We start from the raw sequence: 18,435 nt of genomic DNA on the forward strand, positions 1-18,435 counted from the left end.
TGCAAAAGCGAAAGGGCCGCACGAAGCGGCCCTTTCGCATGCGTTCGATCGTCGTCCGGGCGGCCGACGCGGCGCCCTTGTCGCGATTACTTCGTCGTGCTGTTCGACGCGAGCATCTCGTCGCGCGCGACGCGCGCCTCTTCAGGCGACAGCCCCTGAATCTTCACGCGCGCGGTGCCCGCGCGAACGAGGCCGATCACCTTCGCCGCCGCATACGACAGATCGAGGATTCGGCCGCGCGAGAACGGGCCGCGATCGTTGATCTTCACGACGACGGACTTGCCGTTCGCCTGGTTCGTCACGCGCACGTACGACGCGAGCGGCAGCGTTCGGTGCGCGGCCGTGAGTTCATTCATGTTGAAGCGTTCGCCGTTCGCGGTGCGGCGGCCGTGAAAGCCCTTGCCGTACCACGACGCGCGGCCGGTCTGGCGGAAATCCGAGATGTCCGCGGCGTCGATCGGCTTCGCGTTCGCGAGCGATTGGCGCGATGCGTCCTGCGAGCCGGCGGCGGGCATCGACGCGAGTGCCGTGTCGAAGTTCAGCGGCGCACCCGCCGATTCCTTATTGTTGTTGGCCGCGCCCGACGCGGCCGTGCGCAGCGCGTCCTTCGACGCGGCGCCTTTCGCCTGTTCGGAAGTCGGTGCGTTCGGCGGCACCGCGCAGCCTGTCAGCGCGAAGAATACAGCTAAAGTCCCGAGATGCCTCGGTAATCGAAATCTCATCGACGTGTCGCCTGCTTGTACGGATCGCGTCGCTACGAATGCGATCCGGACGGACATGCATGCCCCAGTCGCGCTCGCGCGCGGGCGGCTTGCATCTGGCGCGGCTCACGTTCTGCCGCAACCGGTCCTGATTAGCTTTCACGTCTGGCGCAACCTGTCCCCGGCAGCCTGACCAGACCCCACATGCCGCCAATCGAACATGGCTTCCACGTTCGTGCGCGTCATGAACTCAAACGCGCAGGAACGGCGGCATAGGCCTCATCCGGCGTCGCGGCAGCAGGGCCGCAGCAGGCGCGTTGCGCCTGGCCGGACAAGACGTGAGCGCCGACGAATCGGCGCTGGATGCGCCGCCGGACCCCCGGCGGCTCTTGCATTGACGGTGTCACGGAAGCCGAAAAGACGTCCCCCGAACACCTGCTGAAGGCGTGGCTTTCCACGCACACTGCGCCGCATTATACATAAACGAAAACGGCCGCCTCAAAAACGACCGGTTTCGATCATTGATTCTCTCTATGATCGAAACAATCGACATTGAGCCGCCGCGCGCGGCAGCCGATCGGCGCGACCAGTACAATCGGGGGTTTTAGCCGCTCCCGCGCCATGAAAGTCACGCTCATTCCGGTCACGCCGTTCCAGCAGAACTGCTCGCTGCTCGTCTGCGAAAAGACGGGGCGCGCCGCCGTCGTCGACCCCGGCGGCGATTTCGAACTGATCGAACAGGAAGTCGCCCGGCAGAACGTGCGCGTAGAGAAGGTGCTGCTCACGCACGGTCATGTCGACCATTGCGCGGGCGCGAAGCGGCTCGCCGCGCATTACGGCGTGCCGATCGAGGGGCCGCACGAAGACGAGCGCTTCTGGATCGAGAAGTTGCCGATGCAAAGCGAACGTTTCGGCTTTCCGGCCGCCGAGGCGTTCGAGCCCGACCGCTGGCTCGACGACGGCGAATCGGTCACGTTCGGCGAGGAAACGCTCGAGGTCTATCACTGCCCGGGGCACACGCCAGGCCACGTCGTGTTCTTCAGCCGCGCGCATCGGCTCGCGATCGTCGGCGACGTACTGTTCGCCGGCTCGATCGGCCGCACCGATTTCCCGCGCGGCAACCACGCGGACCTGATCCGCTCGATCCGCGAAAAGCTCTGGCCGCTCGGCGACGACGTCACGTTCGTGCCCGGCCACGGCCCGGTGTCGACGTTCGGCGACGAGCGCCGCACGAATCCGTTCGTCGCAGACGGGGTGGCGGGATGAGCGCTGCGCCGACCATGCCGAGCCGCGAAATCTATGTGAGCACCGACGTCGAGGCGGACGGCCCGATCCCGGGCCCGCATTCGATGCTGAGCTTCGCGTCCGCCGCATTTACCGAGGACAAGCGGCTGATCGCGACCTTCTCCGCGAATCTCGAGCTGCTGCCGGGCGCGGCGGCGCACCCGGTGCAGGCTGCGTGGTGGAAGACGCAGCCCGAGGCGTGGGCCGCATGCCGGCGCGATTTGCAGGCGCCGGAGGCGGCGCTCGTCGCGTACGTCGAATGGGTCGAGGCGCTGCCCGGCAAGCCCGTGTTCGTCGCGATGCCGGCGGGCTTCGATTTCACGTTCATGTTCTGGTACATGATGCGCTTCGCCGGGCGCTGCCCGTTCTCGTGGTCGGCGCTCGACATCAAGACGCTCGCATTCGCGATCACCGGCCTGCCGTACCGGAAGGCGATCAAGCCGCGCTTCCCGAGGCACTGGTTCGACGACCATCCACACACACACGTCGCGCTCGACGACGCGATCGAGCAAGGCGCGCTCTTTTGCAACATGCTCGCCGACCTGCGCGCGCTGCAGACGGCGAGGGCGCCGGCGCCGTCCGTCGAAGAAGCTGACGAATCAGCACAAAATGCCGCCGACGGCCCGAGAAATTAGCGAATATCGCTCATTTCAGCGCCATCAGATTGCCTTTCCTTCCACCCGCCTCTACCATTGCCACATGTTGTAGCCGCTTTGGAGGCGCAGGTGACCCTCGATACCTTTTCGCAAAAAATCCTTCGCCTGTTGCAGCTCGACGCGCGCCGCTCCGTGCAGGAGATCTCCGATCAGGTCGGCCTCTCCAGCACGCCGTGCTGGCGCCGCATCAAGGACATGGAGCAGTCGGGCGTGATCCAGCGCTACACCGCCCTCCTCGACCGCGAGAAGCTCGGGCTCCATATCTGCGCGCTCGCGCACGTTCACCTGACCCGCCACAACGAAGGCGGCGTCGAGCAGTTCGAGCGTGAAATCGCGACCTGCCCCGAAGTGACCGAGTGCTACAGCACGACGGGCGAAGCCGATTACATCCTCAAGATCGTCGCCCCGGACATCAAGGCCTACGACATCTTCCTGCACGAGCGGATCTTCAAGATTCCCGCCGTCTCGCAGGTGCGCACGAGCGTCGTGCTGCGCGAAATCAAGTTCGATACGCAGTTGCCGCTCTGACGCGGGGTCAGGCGACTTCGGCGGCGAGTCGCGTCGGGGCGCGTCGGCTTGCGTTGGCTGGCAGGCGCGTGCGCGCGTCGTCTCCGCATTTCAGCAGCGCCTGCGATGCCCCCCCGCGCCGTGCGGCACGTGTCGCGGCGCGTGCGCGCGTCGCGCCGACCCCGGTCAGAGCGGCCGGCCGACCGCCGCCGCGTCGCTCGACGCGAGTGCGCGCGAAACGCCGAGGCGTCGCGCGCCGAACTGCTGCTTCAATGCTTCGATGTCCAAACGAGCGGCCGGATCGCTGCCGCCCTCCCGATCCCCGCTTGCATCCGGCGCAAGCGTGATGTCGATTTCGAGTCCCGTGCTCAGGTAGTGCAGGTTGATCGCGCTCGCCCTTAGCCCCGCCCTTTCGAGCACCGCCTCGATCTGCCCCTCTATCTGATCGCGCGGCGGCAGATCAAGCACCGTGCGGCGCGCGACGTCGTGCTCGGGATCGACGTGAATCAGCGCGTCGAGCACGCGCCGGTCGGTGAGCGCGCGCGCCCGCGCGGCCTCCGCGATGTAATGCCCCTCGGAGACGGACATCATCGGATCGACGAGGATGTGCGCATCGACGAGCGCCGAATCGCCCATCTTGCGCGTGCGCAGATCGTGCACGTCGCGCACGCCGGGCGTCGATACGATGAGCGCGCGAATCTCGGCGGACGCGTTCTCGTCGAGCGCGCGGTCCGACAGATCCTGCAGCGCGTCCCAGCCGAACGTCCAGCCCATCCGGGCGACCATGAAGCCGACGATCGCCGCGGCGATCGGGTCGAGCAGGCGCACGCCGGCAAGGCTGCCGATGATACCGATCGCGACGACGAGCGACGACGCAGCGTCCGAGCGCGCGTGCCAGGCGTTCGCGACGAGCATCGCCGAGCGCACGCGCTGGGCTTCGCGCAGCATGTAGCGGAACAGCCCCTCCTTCGACAGCAGCACGACCACCGCGACCGCGAGCGCGCTCGCATGGACGGGCGGGATGTCTTCGAGATGCACGAGCCGGTCGCCCGCGCGCCACAGCATTCCGACGCCGACTGCGATCAGGATCGCGCCGAGAAAGAATGAAGCAACCGTTTCATAACGACTGTGACCGTAATTGTGGTCGGCGTCCGGTTTTGCGCCGCTATGCCGGTTGGCGAGCAGTACCACAAAATCTGAAACCAAATCCGACAAAGAGTGGACGCCATCGGCAATCAAAGCCTGGGAATGCGCAATTACACCGACAACCACCTGCAGCGTCGCCAGAATCACGTTGAGGACGATACTGACAAACGTGCTCTTGCGGGCGACGACCTGCTTTTCCGATGCCAGGTCGCCGTTTGAAAATGTAGACATGAAATATCGAATGCGGCGATGGAGACGCAATTCTATCAAGCCGAACTTGAAAGCGCGCGGCCGCAAACCAAAAAAACAAGCAAAATCAATCGCTTATGAAAACGCAACGCATTTTCATTTACCGCTAAACATGACATTTTCATGACAAATGCCGGGCGCGGCGGCCGACTTTCAAAACACAAAAGGCCACATGCCCCTCTAAGGGGTGTGGCCTTTTGTGTTTGGCGGGCGGGTTGCGTTCAGATTGCGAATTGTTCGCGGTTCTTGCCCGCAATCCAGCGAGGAGGCTTCCCACGGCCCGACCAGGTCGCGCCGGATTCCGGATCGCGGTACTTCGCCGCGACACCGGCGCGGGGCCGACCCGCCTTTCCAGCTTTGCCACGACCGAGACCGAGTTCTGCGAGCGTGAAACCGTAATCGGCGATCTTTTGCTTGACGTCGCTCAATACCTCCGCGTATTCGCGCGACTTGGCCTCTTCGATCTGCTTCTCCAGCTTCTCTCGCTGAGCGAGAAGGTCCTTGTAAGAAGACATAAATTCCCTTTTATCTGACCAAATGGCACCGATCTTGAGCCGGCTTGCCATCTTAACTAACGATGCCTCGGATAATTGGATCAGAGGTTAGCACAAAAAAGAATTCGGTGAAGACCATATCACGGAAAATAAATGTTGTATTTTGTGATTTGATTGTTCAAATTGACCAGCATCCGCTTCATTTGCAATTATCGCCAGTCTTACAAGTGGATCGGCAGAATTCAGTACATATTTTAAGCTCGCAAACTGCGCAATTGGCGCGAACAATAGAAATTGGAAGTTTTCATGAAACGAAAGGTTCCGTTGATTGAAAGCATGGACGCGGTCTTATCCCGTTTAATATGCTCACAATGTGCGGAATCGCTCATAATCGGCGCGATCGCTTTACTTGAGCGAAACGGCGGCAGCCTCGCGCAGCGCCTCGGAGAGCGCCTCGGCATCCATTTTCGGCGCGTCGAACGGCGTGCGGCGCCTCAGCCCGTTCAAGCGCCAGTCCGCGCCGTAACGGTCGACGCCGAGCAACTCGAGCCCCGCGCGCCGCTCCCGCGATGCGTCATGTTCGTCCCATAACGCGCGCTCGTCCTCGTAGCCGACGGGCGCAAGCGCGTCCAGCCCGGTTGCGTCCAGCCACCCCATCCGCCCGAATCCGCCGATATAACGCAGCCGCTCGCACGCGAGCGCCCAGAACGCGAAATCGCCGAGCGCGAGATAGCGCTCGCCGTCCGGGTGATAGCGCAGGTAACGCGCGGCCACGTGCGGATCGGCGCCGGCCGGCTCGAAGCGGCCGACGAGCGTCGCGCGCTCAGCCTCGAGCACGCTGTCCGACGCGCCCGACGCGCCCGGCGCGCCGCCCAGGCCGTCGACGACGAGAAACCCGGCGCGCGGATCGGCCGCGAGATTGCGCGTATGTTCGGCGAGCCCGCTGACGAGCACGACCGGCCGGTGCCGCGCGTCGACCGCGTACGGCACCACGGTCGGATACGGGTAGCCTTCGGGCGCGCGCGAGTGCGTCGCGAGCGTGCCGAGCGCGTTGCGGTGAAGCAAGTGAAGCGGTAAGGCGGCAGAAATATTCACGTGCGGAATCCTTGCGAGGCGAGGGCGAAACATGGGGCCTGCCCGGCGCGGCCGTACGCGCCGGACACGCGACAGGCGAGAACCGGTTCGGCGGGTTCGACGGGTTCGAACGGCGCGCGTCCCTCCCGGCCGACGCCGGGCGCACGCCAAGCATGCGCCCGGCGACGCATCGCGCGCAACCCGGCAAGCGCAAGCGAGATGCATCGCGCTCCGCTAGAATCGGCGCTGTTTTCGTTAAGCGTCGCGTAAGCTTCGCGCGTCGCTCGCATCCGATCCTCCCTTCGTTCGCCCAGCTTCCCGTGTCCGACCAGTCGCCCGATCTCGCCTCGCCCGCCTCCGTCCATCGCCGGCTTCCCGCCTCCACACGTCAACGCGCGCGGGCGGCGACGATGGCGCTCTTTTTCGTCGCGGGCATGATGTATGCGTCGTGGGGCGTGCACGTGCCGACGGTGCGCGACAAATTCGCGCTGTCGCCCGCGCTGCTGTCGTTCGCGCTCCTCGCGGTCGCGATCGGCTCGATCGTCGCGATGGCGACCAACGCACGCTGGATCGCGCGCGCCGGATCGCGCACCGCGTGCCTCGCGGGCGGCCTGGCGATGTCCGCGTGCGGCGCGCTGATCCTCGTCGTGCCGACCTATCCGCTGCTGCTCGCGGTGCTGGCGCTGTTCGGCTTCTCGATGGCGACGCTCGACGTCGCGATGAACGCCGAGGCGAGCGCCGTCGAATCGGCATTCGACAAGCCGATCATGTCGATGCTGCACGGGATGTTCAGCGTCGGCGGGATGGCGGGCGCGGCGGCGGGCGGCGCACTGCTGTCGGCCGGCATGGCGAGCGCCGTGCATCTCGCGCTTGCTGCGCTCGCCAGCGCGCTCGTGCTCGGCCTTGCGTGCCCGGCCGTGCTGCCGAACGTGCCGCACGAGGCCGCCGCGCAGGGCGGCCCGCGCCCGAACCGCTGGCGCTCGCCCGCGCTGTGGGCGCTCGGCGCGATCGCGCTCGTCGCGTTGATCGCAGAAGGCGCGATGTACGACTGGGCGACTGTTTATATGCGCGACGTCGTCCTGGCGTCGCCTGCGTTCTCGAGCGCCGCCTACGCGGCGTTTTCGGGCGGCATGGCGGCCGCGCGCTTTGCGGGCGATGCGGTCCGCGCACGCTTCGGCGCGCCGCAACTCATCTGCGCGAGCGCGGCGCTCGCGTGCATCGGCATGATCGGCGCGCTCGCGCTGCCGTACCCCGTCGTCGCGCTCGTGGGCTTCACGCTGATGGGCCTCGGCCTCGCCAACATGATGCCCGTGCTGTTCGCCGCCGCCGCGCGGGTCGAAGGCATTCACGCAGCCGAAGGGCTCGCGCACGTCGCGGGGCTTGCTTACTTCGGGCTGCTGTTCGGCCCGGTCGCAATCGGCGCGGTCACGCAAGCGGCCAACCTGTCGGTCGGGCTGTCGATCGTCGCGGTGTGCGCGGCGCTCGTCGCGATCGTCGCGCCGAAGGTGCTGAGCCGGCTGAAGGTCTGATCCGGCAATCGGCGCGGCAATCGGCGAGCCTGCGACGCAACGCCCAGGCGCGGCGTTCGATCGCCGCGCGCGCCGCACGCCTTCTTCACCGATAAAAAATGGGGCGCGCATGCCTTCGGGCATGCGCGCCCCGCCCCCTCCGTCGGCCGTGCTGACGGTTACATCTTCACTTCATCCAGGAACGTCTTCTTGCCGCCCTTGTAATCGTACAGCGAGATCACGCCGTGCCGCAGGTCGCCCTTCGAGTCGAAGGTCGTCGTGCCGATCACGCCCGTGTAATTCGTCTTCGGCATCGCCGCGACGATCTTTGCCGGGTCCGTCGAATTCGCGCGCTTCATCGCGTCGACGATGATATATACCGCGTCATACGTGAACGGCGCGTAGATCTGGATCGGCTGACCGAAACGCTTCTCGTACTTCGCCTTGAACGCCGCGCCGCCCGGCATCTTCTCGAGCGACGCGCCCGCTTCCGAGCACACGACGTTGTCGGTCGCATCGCCCGCGAGGTCCGAGAGCTTTTCGGTGCAGACGCCGTCGCCCGCGAAGATCTTCGCGCGCAGGCCGAGCTGCTTCGCCTGCTTCGCGAACGGGCCGCCGGTGGCGTCCATGCCGCCGTACATCACGGCATCCGGATTTTCACCCTTGATCTTCGTCAGGATCGCGCGGAAATCGACGGCCTTGTCGTTCGTCGCGTCGTGCGACAGCACCTTCAGGCCGAGCGCCTTCGCCTTCTTCTCGAACTCATCCGCAAGGCCCTGGCCGTATGCGGTCGAATCGTCGACGACGGCGACGCTCTTGACGCCCTTCGAGCGCGCGTAGTTCGCGAGCGCCGGGCCCTGCTGCGCGTCGGTCGCGACGACACGGTAGGTCGTCTTGAAGCCTTGCTGCGTGTAGGCCGGATTCGTCGCCGACGGCGAGATCTGCACGATGCCCGCATCGCTGTAGATCTTCGAGGCCGGGATCGACGTGCCCGAGTTCAGGTGACCGACGACCGCGACAACCTTGTCGTCGACGAGCTTCTGCGCGACTTGCGTCGCGGTGCGCGGGTCAGCCGCGTCGTCCTGGGCGTCGAGCTGGAGCGTAATCTTCTGGCCGCCGATCGTGAGACCCTTCGCATTGATCTCCTCGACCGCAAGGCGCGCACCATTTTCGTTGTCCTTACCAAGGTGGGCGATCCCGCCCGTCAACGGTGCGACATGGCCGATCTTGACGACCTGGTCGGCGGCAGCGTTCGTGGCGGCTGCAGCCAACAGCATAGCCGCCGCGCTGATCGGCAGCAGCTTTTGCATCTTGATATTCATGTAAGTCTCCAGTTTCAATCCCAAGAAAACGCTTTCACCGACGCCCCGCACCGATCCTCGTGTTCGACACAAAATCACTGGACATTCGCCGGCTGCATTGCTTTACCCACTTGCACCAATTAAGCGCGCGATGTACCGCATGCGGGGCGGCCTTCACGTGCTTGCGCGCAAGTGTAGGTGATCAAATTAATCAGTAGGATATTTTTAGAGAACTGGTATGAGTACCGATGTCGCATTTTTCGCAAACCGCCCCCATTGCCGGCAAACCCACGCCGCATAAGGGTTTCCGCTTATTTGAATGAAGAATCGGCGCGAGAAATGAAAGACTCGGTTAATGATATGGAAAGCAGTTTTAATCATGTTTTTAATCAATGCTTTCCGGCGGAAATAATTCCGTACGCCTAATGTGCCGGCAATGAGGCCGGCGCGCTTTTTTGTCGCGCCGGCCAATTCGTCAGACTACCGAAATACCTTGGCGGGAAAGCACCGAACGCCATTCGGCATCGAGCGCGTCGATCAATTGGGCGGCCGTGAGCGCTGCATCGCGGTGCTTGCCGAGCGGCGCACCCTGTCCGGACCATAGAGACAAATGCTCGGCGTCGCCCGCACGCGCGGCGCTTTGCCGCAACTCCTGCGTCAACGCGTTTTGCACTGGGTACGGCGCGACCGAATCGAGTCGCTCGGTTAGTTGCGCCATCAGCGCATTGCGAATGCCGCGCGCGTGGCGGCCCGTGATCGCGCGCGTGACGGATGTCGACGTATCGTCGCTCGCCCGCAAACGCGCTTTCCAGCACGCCGGAATCGCGCTTTCCGCGCACGTGAGGAACGCGGTGCCGAGTTGCGCCGCCTGTGCGCCGAGCGCGAGCGCGGCGGCGATCCCGCGCCCGTCCATGATGCCGCCCGCCGCGAGCACCGGCAGGCCGGTCGCGTCGACGAGCTGCGGCACGAGCGCCATCGTGCCGACGAGCGCGTCTTCGGCCGAACCCAGGAACGTGCCGCGATGGCCGCCCGCTTCCGCGCCTTGCGCGCAGATCGCGTCGGCGCCCGCCGCCCGCCACGCGAGGCCCTCGGCAACATGCGTCGCGGTGCCGATCACGTACGTGCCCGCGGCATGCAGCCGCTCGACGTCTTTTTTGTCGAGCACGCCGAACGTGAAACTCGCGACCGGCACGCGCGCGTCGACGAGCGCGTCGAGTTGCGCGCGAAAGTCGGGCGCGTAGCGCGGCGGCGGCGCGCCCGGCGGCAGCCCGAACTGCGCGCGCAGCGGATCGATCGCGTCGAGCGCGCGGCGCACAATCGCGTCGTCGGGATGCACGTCGGGCAGCACGAACAGATTCACGGCGAACGGGCGGTGCGTCGCCGTGCGCACCGCGGCGATCTCGGCGGCAAGCCTGTCCGGCGCGAACGACGCGCCGCCCAGGCTGCCGAGCGCGCCGGCGCTGGAGGCGGCCGCGACAAGCGCGGGCGTCGTCGCGCCGACCATCGGCGCCTGCACGAGCGGCAGGCGCAAGTCGAAACGGGCGGCGAACGGAGTCGGGGCGATGCGGGAAGTCATGGCTGATCCTCGAATGGATGGGATGCGGGGATGCGGCGAATGCGGTCATGCAAGGGACGGCGGAACCGAATGCTCGACGCACCGACTCTACCCGCGCGCGCCATGCGTGAAAAATGAATAATCCAGATCGGTCCGTTCGCGCGGCGAGAAGGCACCCGAGGCTTGCGGCGCTCGCCGCTTCGGCCGCCGCGCGCACGTTTCGCGGCGCTGCAGCGCCACGGGATTGATGGCACACTGGGCGCCGCTTCCACATTCACCGTCAGGACCTTCACCGGTCTTGCTTCGCCAGGAGATCAGCATGGCTTCGCAATGGATCGACATCCCCGCAGGCAACGACACGTTCGGCGGCTACCTCGCGCTGCCCAAGCGCGGCAGGGGCCCGGCCATCGTCATCATCCAGGAAATCTTCGGCGTGAACGGCCACATCCGCTCGGTCGCCGATCAATACGCGGCCGACGGCTACGTCGCGCTCGCACCCGACGTGTTCTGGCGCACGCAGCCGCGCGTCGAGCTCGGCTATGAAGGCGCGGACCGCGACAAGGGCATCGAGCTGCTGCAGAAGACGGACGTCGTGCAGGCGGTCGCCGACATCGGCGCGGCAGCGGCGGCGCTGCGCGCGCGCCCCGAGGTCGCGGGCAAGCTCGCCGCGATCGGCTATTGCTTCGGCGGGCGTCTCGCGTATCTCGCGGCGGCGCAGCAGCACGTCGACGTCGCGGTCGCGTATTACGGCGGCGGCATCCAGAATCAAGTCGACGTCGCGGCGAAGGTCACGCAGCCGATCCTCTTCCACTACGCCGGCCACGACCAGTCGATTCCGCTCGACGCGGTCGACAAGGTGAAGGCCGCGTTCGCCGGCCGCGCGAACGCCGAGTTCCACCTGTATCCGGACGCACAGCACGGCTTCAACTGCTCGGAGCGCGCATCGTACGACCAGCGCGCGGCGGCGCTCGCGCACGGCCGCACGCTGACTTTCCTCGCCGAACGCCTGTAAGCTGACGCAATCGCCACGCCCGCGCACCGCGCGCGCCGTGTCACCGCTTTCGAATTCCGAAACGTTCGCCGCTCGTCACCTCGGGGAGATGACTGTGCAGTCCGACTATCTGTGTCACGACGCAATCGGGCTCGCGCAGCTCGTCGCGCAGCGCGAAGCCAGCGCGCGCGAGCTGCTCGACGCCGCGATCGGCCGCGCGCAAGCGCTCAATCCGGCGCTCAACGCGATCGTGCTGAACAATTACGCGGCCGCGCGCGAACGCGCGACGAGCGGCGCGCTCGATGGTCCGCTCGCCGGCGTGCCGTATCTCGTCAAGGATCTCGGCTCCGCGGTGGGCGGGCTGCCGCTGTCGCTCGGCAGCCGCCACTATCGCCACTACGTGCCGGCCGAGGATTCGCCGCTCATCGCTCGGACCAAGGCGGCCGGGCTCAACATCTTCGGCAAGACCAACACGTCCGAACTCGGGCAGATGCCGTACACCGAATCGGCGCTGTTCGGCGTGTGCCGCAACCCGTGGAATCTCGATCACACGCCGGGCGGCTCGAGCGGCGGCGCGGCGGCGGCCGTCGCCGCGGGCATCGTGCCGCTCGCGCATGCGTCCGACGGAGGCGGCTCGATCCGGATTCCCGCATCGTGCTGCGGCCTGTTCGGATTCAAGCCGTCGCGCGATCCGGCGCTCGCGCCGTGGCCCGTGCCGGGCGAGATCGTCGTCGAGCATGCGGTCTCGCGCAGCGTGCGCGACAGCGCGCTCCTCCTCGACATCACGACCGGGCGGATCGCGCCGGGCGGGCTCGAAGGCGCCGGCGCGCCGGGCACGTATCTTGGCGCGCTCGACGCGCCGCCGCCCGCGCTGAAAATCGGCTACGTGACAGACCCGATGCTCGCGCCGGCGCTGTCGGCCGACGTGCGCGACGCGCTCGAGCGCGCCGCGTCGCTTGCCGCATCGCTTGGGCACAACGTCGAACCGGCGACGCTCAACCTCGACTTCGAGCAGATCGGCGAGGTATTCCTGACGATCTGGGCGGCGATCGCCGACGAGCTCGTGCTCGGCGCGGAGCGCATCACCGGACGCAAGCCCGCGCGTGCCGAATTCGAGCCGGCGACCTGGGCGATGGCGCAGGTCGGCCGCCACCTCGCCCGCGAGCGGCTGCCGCACATGCTCGAGCTGCAGCGGCAGATCACCGCGCGCGTCGCGGGCTTCGTGTCGCGCTACGACGCGATCCTGTGCGCGACGCTCGCCGCGCCGCCAATCAAGATCGGCGAAATGCAGCCGACGCCGTTCGAGACGCGGCAGATGGAGCTGCTCGGCGTGCTGCCGATGAAGCCGCTCCTCAAGCGCATGCTCGCGGAGGTGTCGCGGCAGGCATTCGCGTGGGCGGGCTGCACGGAGCTCTTCAATCTGACCGGGCAGCCGGCGATGTCGGTGCCGCTGCACTGGACCGCGCGCGGGCTGCCGGTCGGCGTCCAGTTCGTCGCGCGGCACGGCGACGATGCGCGCCTGTTCGCGCTCGCGCGTCAGCTCGAGCTTGCGCAGCCGTGGTTCGACAAGCGGCCGCCGCTCGTGCGCGCGCAGGCGTGAGCCGCGGACGACGAGCGACGGCGGATGCGGCGCGCGGCTTCGGGGCCGCCGCGCGCCGCATCGTCACCGCCGCTTCGCCACATACTCGAGTTCGGGGTAAAAAAAGGTTCATCGCAGAAAACCGTGGAGCCTTGGAGAACGATTGCGTAACCTGACGCCTGATTTTATGGATGTCAGGAGGCGGAATTGCTCGATCGCAAGGCACTTCAGGCACTAGGTTGCTGGACAGGCTATCGGCTGGAGCGGGTGGAGTGGCCGCAGGGCGATAGCCGCACGCTGTCGCTCTACCTGAAGCCGGTCAGTCGGATCATGTACTGCGAGCAATGCGGTGCGCGTTGCCAGCAGATTCATGAAACGACCGTACGGCGGGTACGTGATCTGCCGTTGTTCGAGTACCGGGTGGTGCTGCACGTGCCTCGACGCCGAGTCTGGTGCGAACGCTGCGGCGCAGCGCGGCTGGAGAAGCTGGACTGGCTGGGCCGCTACCAGCGGGTGACGGAGCGGTTTGCCCAGGCCTGCGAGAAGTTGCTGCAGGCCGCCAGCGTACAGGCCGTGGCGGCCTTCTACGATCTGGGCTGGCACACGGTCAAATCGATCGACAAGATGCGCTTGCGCGCGCGCGTGGCCGAACCGGACTGGTCGACGATCCGTTATCTGGCGATGGACGAGTTCGCGCTCCATAAAGGCCATCGCTACGCCACGGTGGTGGTTGATCCGATCGGCCGGCAGGTCCTCTGGGTTGGGCCCGGACGGTCACGCGAGACGGCGCGCGCCTTCTTCGAACAACTCCCCGAAGGCGTGGCCGAGCGCATCGAAGCGGTCGCAATCGACATGACCACGGCCTATGAGCTGGAGATCAAGGAACAGTGCCCGCAGGCGGAAATCGTCTTTGACCTGTACCACGTCGTGGCCAAGTACGGTCGCGAGGTGATCGATCGGGTACGGGTGGATCAGGCCAACCAACTGCGACATGACAAGCCGGCCCGCAAGGTTCTGAAGTCCAGTCGCTGGTTGCTGCTGCGCAACCGTCATAACCTGAAGCCAGAACAGGCCGTGCATCTGAAGGAACTGCTGGCGGCCAATCAGTCGCTGTTATGCGTCTATGTGCTGCGCGACGAGCTCAAACGGCTCTGGTTCTACCGCAAGCCGGCCTGCGCGGAAAAGGCTTGGGGGCAATGGTTCGAACAGGCTCAGCAAAGCGGGATCGCCGCCTTGCAAAAGTTCGCCCAGCGCTTGCAGGGTTACTGGCACGGAATCGTGGCCCGCTGCCGCCATCCGCTCAATACCAGCGTCGTCGAAGGCATCAACAACACGATCAAGGTCATCAAGCGCCGAGCTTACGGGTACCGCGACGAGCAATACTTCTTCCTCAAGATCCGCGCCGCGTTCCCCGGGATTCCGCGATGAACCTAAAAAAAGAGGCGAGACCCAAGGGTTTCGCCTCGTCATCGCAGCCGATGCGCGGCGCTCTCGCCGCGCCGGCCGGCGTCAGAGCCCCAGCCGCTCGCAGACGGCCTTCGTCGCCGCCGCGCCGTTGAGCGTGTAGAAGTGCAGGCCGGGCACGCCCGCGTCGATGAGCCGCCGGCAAAGACCCGTGACGACATCCGCGCCGAACGCGCGGATCGAGTCCTTGTCGTCGCCGAAGCTCTCGAGCCGGCGCGCGATCCAGCGCGGCACTTCCGCGCCGCACATCTCGGAGAAGCGCATCAGCTGCGAGAAGTTCGTGATCGGCATGATCCCCGGCACGACCGGCACGTCGACGCCGAGCTTCGCCGCATCGTCGACGAAGCGGAAGTACGCGTCCGCGTTGTAGAAATACTGCGTGATCGCGGCGTTCGCGCCCGCCTTCACCTTGCGCGCGAAGTTCTCGAGATCGGCCTTCGGCGATCGCGCCTGCGGGTGATACTCGGGATACGCGGCCACTTCGATCCGGAACCAGTCGCCATGCTCGGCGCGGATGAAGCTGACAAGCTCCGACGCGTAGCGCAGCTCGCCCACCTCGCCCATGCCGGACGGCAGATCGCCGCGCAACGCGACGATGTGGCGGATGCCGTGCGAGCGGTACTGGTCGAGAATCGCGCGCAGGCTGTCCTTCGACGAGCCGATGCACGACAAGTGCGGCGCGGCTTCGAGCCCCGCCTTCTGCATGTCGAGCACGGTGTCGAGCGTGCCTTGCTGCGTCGAGCCGCCCGCGCCGAACGTGACGGACACGAATTTCGGCTTGAGCGGCGCGAGCTGCGCGCGCGTCGCGCGCAGCTTGTCGACGCCTTCCGCCGTCTTCGGCGGAAAGAATTCAAAGGAAAGTTCGATCGGGTTCATGATTCAGGTATCACCCGTCAGCCGATGTTGCGCTGACCGAAGATCAGGGCGGACAGCAGCCACGACACGATGCTGTACAGGATCGAACCGAAGAACGCGGACCAGAATCCCGACACCTCGAACCCTTTCAACAGCGACGACGCGAACCAGAAGCACAGCGCGTTCACGACGAGGATGAACAGGCCGAGCGTGACGATCGTCACGGGCAGCGTGAGCAGGATCAGGATCGGTCGGATCACCGCGTTGATGAGGCCCAGCACGACCGCGACGATGAGCGCCGTGCCGAAGCTCTTGATGTGGATCGACGGCACGAGGTACGTGATGATCAAGAGCGCGAGCGCGTTGATGATCCAGGTCAGGATGACGGTCATGGGTTGCTCCTTCAGCGGTTGACGATCCGGCCGGGCGCGGCCGCCCCGGAAGATGAGAACGCGCGGCGCGGCGGGCGGCTTGCTTTGCCGCCCGCGCGCCGCGCACGGCGGGCGTCAGGCGGCGGGCCGCCCGGCGCCCGCGCGCCGGGTACGGATCAAGATATCAGTAACGATAGTGATCCGGCTTGAACGGGCCCGCCTTCGGCACGCCGATGTACGCCGCCTGATCGTCCGACAGCTCGGAGAGCTGCGCGCCGATGCGCGCGAGGTGCAGGCGCGCGACCTTTTCGTCGAGGTGCTTCGGCAGCACGTACACCTTGTTGGCGTACTCGCCGCCGCGCGTGAACAGCTCGATCTGCGCGAGGGTCTGGTTCGTGAACGAGTTCGACATCACGAACGACGGGTGGCCCGTCGCGCAGCCGAGGTTCACGAGGCGGCCTTCCGCCAGCAGGATCACGCGCTTGCCGTCCGGGAAGATGATGTGGTCGACCTGCGGCTTGATGTTTTCCCACTGGTACTGGCGGGTCGACGCGACGTCGATTTCCGAATCGAAGTGGCCGATGTTGCAGACGATCGCGTTGTGGCGCATCGCCTTCATGTGATCGTGGTTGATCACGTGGTAGTTGCCCGTCGCCGTCACGAAGATGTCGGCCTTGTCGGCCGCGTATTCCATCGTCACCACGCGGTAGCCTTCCATCGCCGCCTGCAGCGCGCAGATCGGATCGATTTCCGTCACCCAGACGGTCGCGCCGAGGCCGCGCAGCGATTGCGCGCAGCCCTTGCCCACGTCGCCGTAGCCCGCGACAACCGCGATCTTGCCCGCGATCATCACGTCGGTCGCGCGCTTGATGCCGTCGACGAGCGACTCGCGGCAGCCGTACAGGTTGTCGAACTTCGATTTCGTCACCGAATCGTTGACGTTGAACGCCGGGAACGGCAGGCGGCCGTCCTTTTCCATCTGGTACAGGCGGTGCACGCCCGTCGTCGTCTCTTCGGTCACGCCCTTGATGTGCGCGAGGCGCTTCGAGTACCAGCTGCCGTCGATTTCGAGGTGGCGCTCGATCGACTTGAAGAGCGCGACTTCTTCCTCGTTGGTCGGCTTCGCGATCACCGAGCGGTCCTTCTCGGCCTTCGAGCCGAGGATGAGGAGCAGCGTTGCGTCGCCGCCGTCGTCGAGGATCATGTTCGCGAACTCGCCGTTCGGCCATTCGAAGATGCGGTGCGAGAACTCCCAGTATTCGTCGAGCGATTCGCCCTTGAACGCGAAGACGGGCGTGCCGGCTTCGACGATCGCGGCGGCCGCGTGATCCTGCGTCGAGAAGATGTTGCACGACGCCCAGCGAACGTCCGCGCCGAGCGCCTTGAGCGTCTCGATCAGCACGCCCGTCTGGATCGTCATGTGCAGCGAGCCGGCGATGCGCGCGCCTTTCAGCGGCTGCTGCGCCTTGTATTCGTCGCGGATCTGCACGAGGCCGGGCATCTCGGTCTCGGCGATGTTCAGTTCCTTGCGGCCCCAGCCGGCCAGCGCGATATCGGCGACGACGTAATCTTGTGCGGAATTGGAATCGATGACAGCGGCGTTCATCACGCCCTCCTTTCTAAAAAAGTTCTAGAAAATTGTGACGTGAGCGCCGTTCAAGTAAGCGGCCGGCATCGGCGGAAACGATCGCCGCTATGCGACGATGATGCGCAGACACACCGCTCGGTTGACCATTTCCGAGCCTGGCGGGCGGGGCCCGTCGCAACGCTCCTCGGAAACGAGGTGGGATTGTAGCAAATCGAGGCGAAGTTTTCCTGTCTGGCGGGCCGGCTGCTCCAGCGTCGCCGTCACGCGCCATTCCGCGCGGCGTCCCGGCGGCATTCCGCCCGCGTCGCCGGCGCGCTTTCGGGCCGGCTTTTCAGCAGCGCCTCGCTCGCCCGAGCGCCGCGCGGCCGGCTCAGTTCTCCGTGCCGACCCACGCCTGCTCGCGCAGCTTCGCGCGCAGCCGCGCGACCGCCTGGCTGTGCAACTGGCACACGCGCGACTCGCTCACCTCGAGCACCGCGCCGATCTCGCGCAGGTTCAGCCCGCGCTCGTAGTACAGCGACATCAGCAGCTTCTCGCGCTCCGGCAGGTGCTCGATCGCGTCGACGAGCGCGCTGCGCAGATGCTCGTCGAGCAGCGCGGACAGCGGATCGCTGTGGTCGGCGCGGTAGCGGTCGAGGAACGGCTCGTCGTCGGCCGAGCGATCGAAATCCTCGTAGTAGACGAGCTGGCTGCCGTGCAGGTCCTGCAGCATCGACTGGTATTCGTCGAGCGGCATCTGCAGATGCGCGGCGATCTCCGTCTCGTTCGCCGAGCGGCCGAGCCGCTGCTCGACCTGATGCACTGCGTGCTCGACCTCGCGCGATGTCTTGCGCAGGCTGCGCGGCAGCCAGTCGTTGCTGCGCAGCTCGTCGAGCATCGCGCCGCGGATGCGCTGCGTCGCGTAAGTCTCGAACTGCGCGCCCTGGTCTTCCTTGTAGCGGCTCGCCGCGTCGAGCAGGCCGATCATGCCGGCCTGGATCAGGTCGTCGAGGTCCACGCTCGCCGGCATCTTCGCGACGAGCTGCAGGCCCAGACGACGCACGAGCGGCGCATATTGCGTCAGCACTGCGTCCTGGGAAATCTTGCCTTGAGCGTTATACATCTTGCCCTCT

General features: G+C 66.1%; 18 protein-coding genes and 1 riboswitch. Of the genes, 8 read left to right on the forward strand and 10 right to left on the reverse strand.

Annotated features, from left to right (window positions below; all coding sequences use genetic code 11):
* Window positions 1–86: 86 nt before the first annotated feature.
* Entirely contained in the window at window positions 87–722 is a 636-nt protein-coding gene (locus BTH_RS28230) for a septal ring lytic transglycosylase RlpA family protein (RefSeq protein ID WP_009906517.1), read from the reverse strand.
* A gap of 600 nt (window positions 723–1,322) precedes the next feature.
* Between BTH_RS28230 and BTH_RS28235 the strand changes: the two genes are divergently transcribed.
* From BTH_RS28235 to BTH_RS28245, 3 genes are all read left to right on the forward strand, one after another.
* Window positions 1,323–1,967: an MBL fold metallo-hydrolase gene (locus BTH_RS28235; RefSeq protein WP_009910074.1), complete on the forward strand. Its 645-nt coding sequence runs from the start codon at window positions 1,323–1,325 to the stop codon at window positions 1,965–1,967.
* On the forward strand, window positions 1,964–2,620 hold the full coding sequence (locus tag BTH_RS28240; RefSeq protein ID WP_009906521.1) for an exonuclease: 657 nt from the start codon (window positions 1,964–1,966) through the stop codon (window positions 2,618–2,620). The genes BTH_RS28235 and BTH_RS28240 overlap by 4 nt, the downstream gene beginning before the upstream one ends.
* A 90-nt stretch (window positions 2,621–2,710) precedes the next feature.
* Window positions 2,711–3,169, forward strand: coding sequence for an Lrp/AsnC family transcriptional regulator (locus BTH_RS28245; protein ID WP_004195771.1), 459 nt, complete (start codon window positions 2,711–2,713; stop codon window positions 3,167–3,169).
* A 165-nt stretch (window positions 3,170–3,334) separates the two neighbouring features.
* On the opposite strand, the gene BTH_RS28250 is transcribed toward BTH_RS28245, so the two are convergent.
* Both BTH_RS28250 and BTH_RS28255 read right to left on the reverse strand, forming a co-directional pair.
* Window positions 3,335–4,525: a cation diffusion facilitator family transporter gene (locus BTH_RS28250; protein WP_009906524.1), complete on the reverse strand. Its 1,191-nt coding sequence runs from the start codon at window positions 4,523–4,525 to the stop codon at window positions 3,335–3,337.
* 239 nt (window positions 4,526–4,764) lie between these two features.
* Window positions 4,765–5,058 (reverse strand): H-NS family nucleoid-associated regulatory protein, encoded by a 294-nt coding sequence (locus tag BTH_RS28255; RefSeq protein ID WP_004195767.1) that lies wholly within the window; start codon window positions 5,056–5,058, stop codon window positions 4,765–4,767.
* 62 nt (window positions 5,059–5,120) lie between these two features.
* Here BTH_RS28255 and BTH_RS35790 point away from each other — a divergent pair, with 62 nt between their 5' ends.
* On the forward strand, window positions 5,121–5,369 hold the full coding sequence (locus tag BTH_RS35790; RefSeq protein WP_009910075.1) for a hypothetical protein: 249 nt from the start codon (window positions 5,121–5,123) through the stop codon (window positions 5,367–5,369).
* A 73-nt stretch (window positions 5,370–5,442) separates the two neighbouring features.
* On the opposite strand, the gene BTH_RS28260 is transcribed toward BTH_RS35790, so the two are convergent.
* Window positions 5,443–6,132 carry a HugZ family protein gene (locus tag BTH_RS28260; RefSeq protein WP_025369720.1) on the reverse strand — a complete coding sequence of 230 codons (690 nt, stop codon included), beginning with the start codon at window positions 6,130–6,132 and terminating at the stop codon, window positions 5,443–5,445.
* 299 nt (window positions 6,133–6,431) lie between these two features.
* Here BTH_RS28260 and BTH_RS28265 point away from each other — a divergent pair, with 299 nt between their 5' ends.
* Entirely contained in the window at window positions 6,432–7,640 is a 1,209-nt protein-coding gene (locus BTH_RS28265) for an MFS transporter (RefSeq protein ID WP_025369719.1), read from the forward strand.
* 158 nt (window positions 7,641–7,798) lie between these two features.
* On the opposite strand, the gene BTH_RS28270 is transcribed toward BTH_RS28265, so the two are convergent.
* Both BTH_RS28270 and BTH_RS28275 read right to left on the reverse strand, forming a co-directional pair.
* A complete protein-coding gene (locus tag BTH_RS28270; protein WP_009906532.1) occupies window positions 7,799–8,941 on the reverse strand; it encodes a branched-chain amino acid ABC transporter substrate-binding protein in 1,143 nt (380 codons plus the stop codon).
* Between the two features lie 454 nt (window positions 8,942–9,395).
* Window positions 9,396–10,496, reverse strand: coding sequence for an NAD(P)H-dependent flavin oxidoreductase (locus tag BTH_RS28275; RefSeq protein ID WP_009906533.1), 1,101 nt, complete (start codon window positions 10,494–10,496; stop codon window positions 9,396–9,398).
* A 298-nt stretch (window positions 10,497–10,794) separates the two neighbouring features.
* On the opposite strand from BTH_RS28275, the gene BTH_RS28280 reads away from it, so the two are divergent.
* The 3 genes from BTH_RS28280 to BTH_RS28290 all read left to right on the forward strand — a co-directional run bounded on the left by BTH_RS28280 (window position 10,795) and on the right by BTH_RS28290 (window position 14,473).
* Window positions 10,795–11,487, forward strand: coding sequence for a dienelactone hydrolase family protein (locus tag BTH_RS28280; protein WP_009906534.1), 693 nt, complete (start codon window positions 10,795–10,797; stop codon window positions 11,485–11,487).
* Window positions 11,488–11,575: 88 nt separating this feature from the next.
* Entirely contained in the window at window positions 11,576–13,066 is a 1,491-nt protein-coding gene (locus BTH_RS28285; RefSeq protein WP_009910081.1) for an amidase, read from the forward strand.
* Window positions 13,067–13,252: 186 nt separating this feature from the next.
* Complete coding sequence (locus BTH_RS28290; protein WP_011400919.1) at window positions 13,253–14,473, forward strand: ISL3-like element ISBma1 family transposase; 1,221 nt, start codon at window positions 13,253–13,255, stop codon at window positions 14,471–14,473.
* Between the two features lie 81 nt (window positions 14,474–14,554).
* On the opposite strand, the gene metF is transcribed toward BTH_RS28290, so the two are convergent.
* From metF to BTH_RS28310, 4 genes are all read right to left on the reverse strand, one after another.
* Window positions 14,555–15,385 (reverse strand): methylenetetrahydrofolate reductase [NAD(P)H], encoded by an 831-nt coding sequence (gene metF / locus BTH_RS28295; protein WP_009906536.1) that lies wholly within the window; start codon window positions 15,383–15,385, stop codon window positions 14,555–14,557.
* Window positions 15,386–15,402: 17 nt separating this feature from the next.
* Complete coding sequence (locus BTH_RS28300) at window positions 15,403–15,756, reverse strand: phage holin family protein (protein WP_009906537.1); 354 nt, start codon at window positions 15,754–15,756, stop codon at window positions 15,403–15,405.
* Window positions 15,757–15,919: 163 nt separating this feature from the next.
* Entirely contained in the window at window positions 15,920–17,341 is a 1,422-nt protein-coding gene (gene ahcY / locus BTH_RS28305; RefSeq protein WP_009906539.1) for an adenosylhomocysteinase, read from the reverse strand.
* Between the two features lie 34 nt (window positions 17,342–17,375).
* A riboswitch (S-adenosyl-L-homocysteine riboswitch) is annotated at window positions 17,376–17,515 on the reverse strand.
* 178 nt (window positions 17,516–17,693) lie between these two features.
* The gene (locus tag BTH_RS28310) at window positions 17,694–18,425 is read right to left on the reverse strand and encodes an RNA polymerase sigma factor FliA (protein ID WP_009906542.1); all 732 of its coding nucleotides are present in this window, start codon (window positions 18,423–18,425) and stop codon (window positions 17,694–17,696) included.
* Window positions 18,426–18,435: the final 10 nt, after the last annotated feature.

It is taken from the genome of Burkholderia thailandensis E264, from assembly GCF_000012365.1.
In the GTDB taxonomy this organism is placed as follows: Bacteria; Pseudomonadota; Gammaproteobacteria; order Burkholderiales; family Burkholderiaceae; genus Burkholderia; species Burkholderia thailandensis.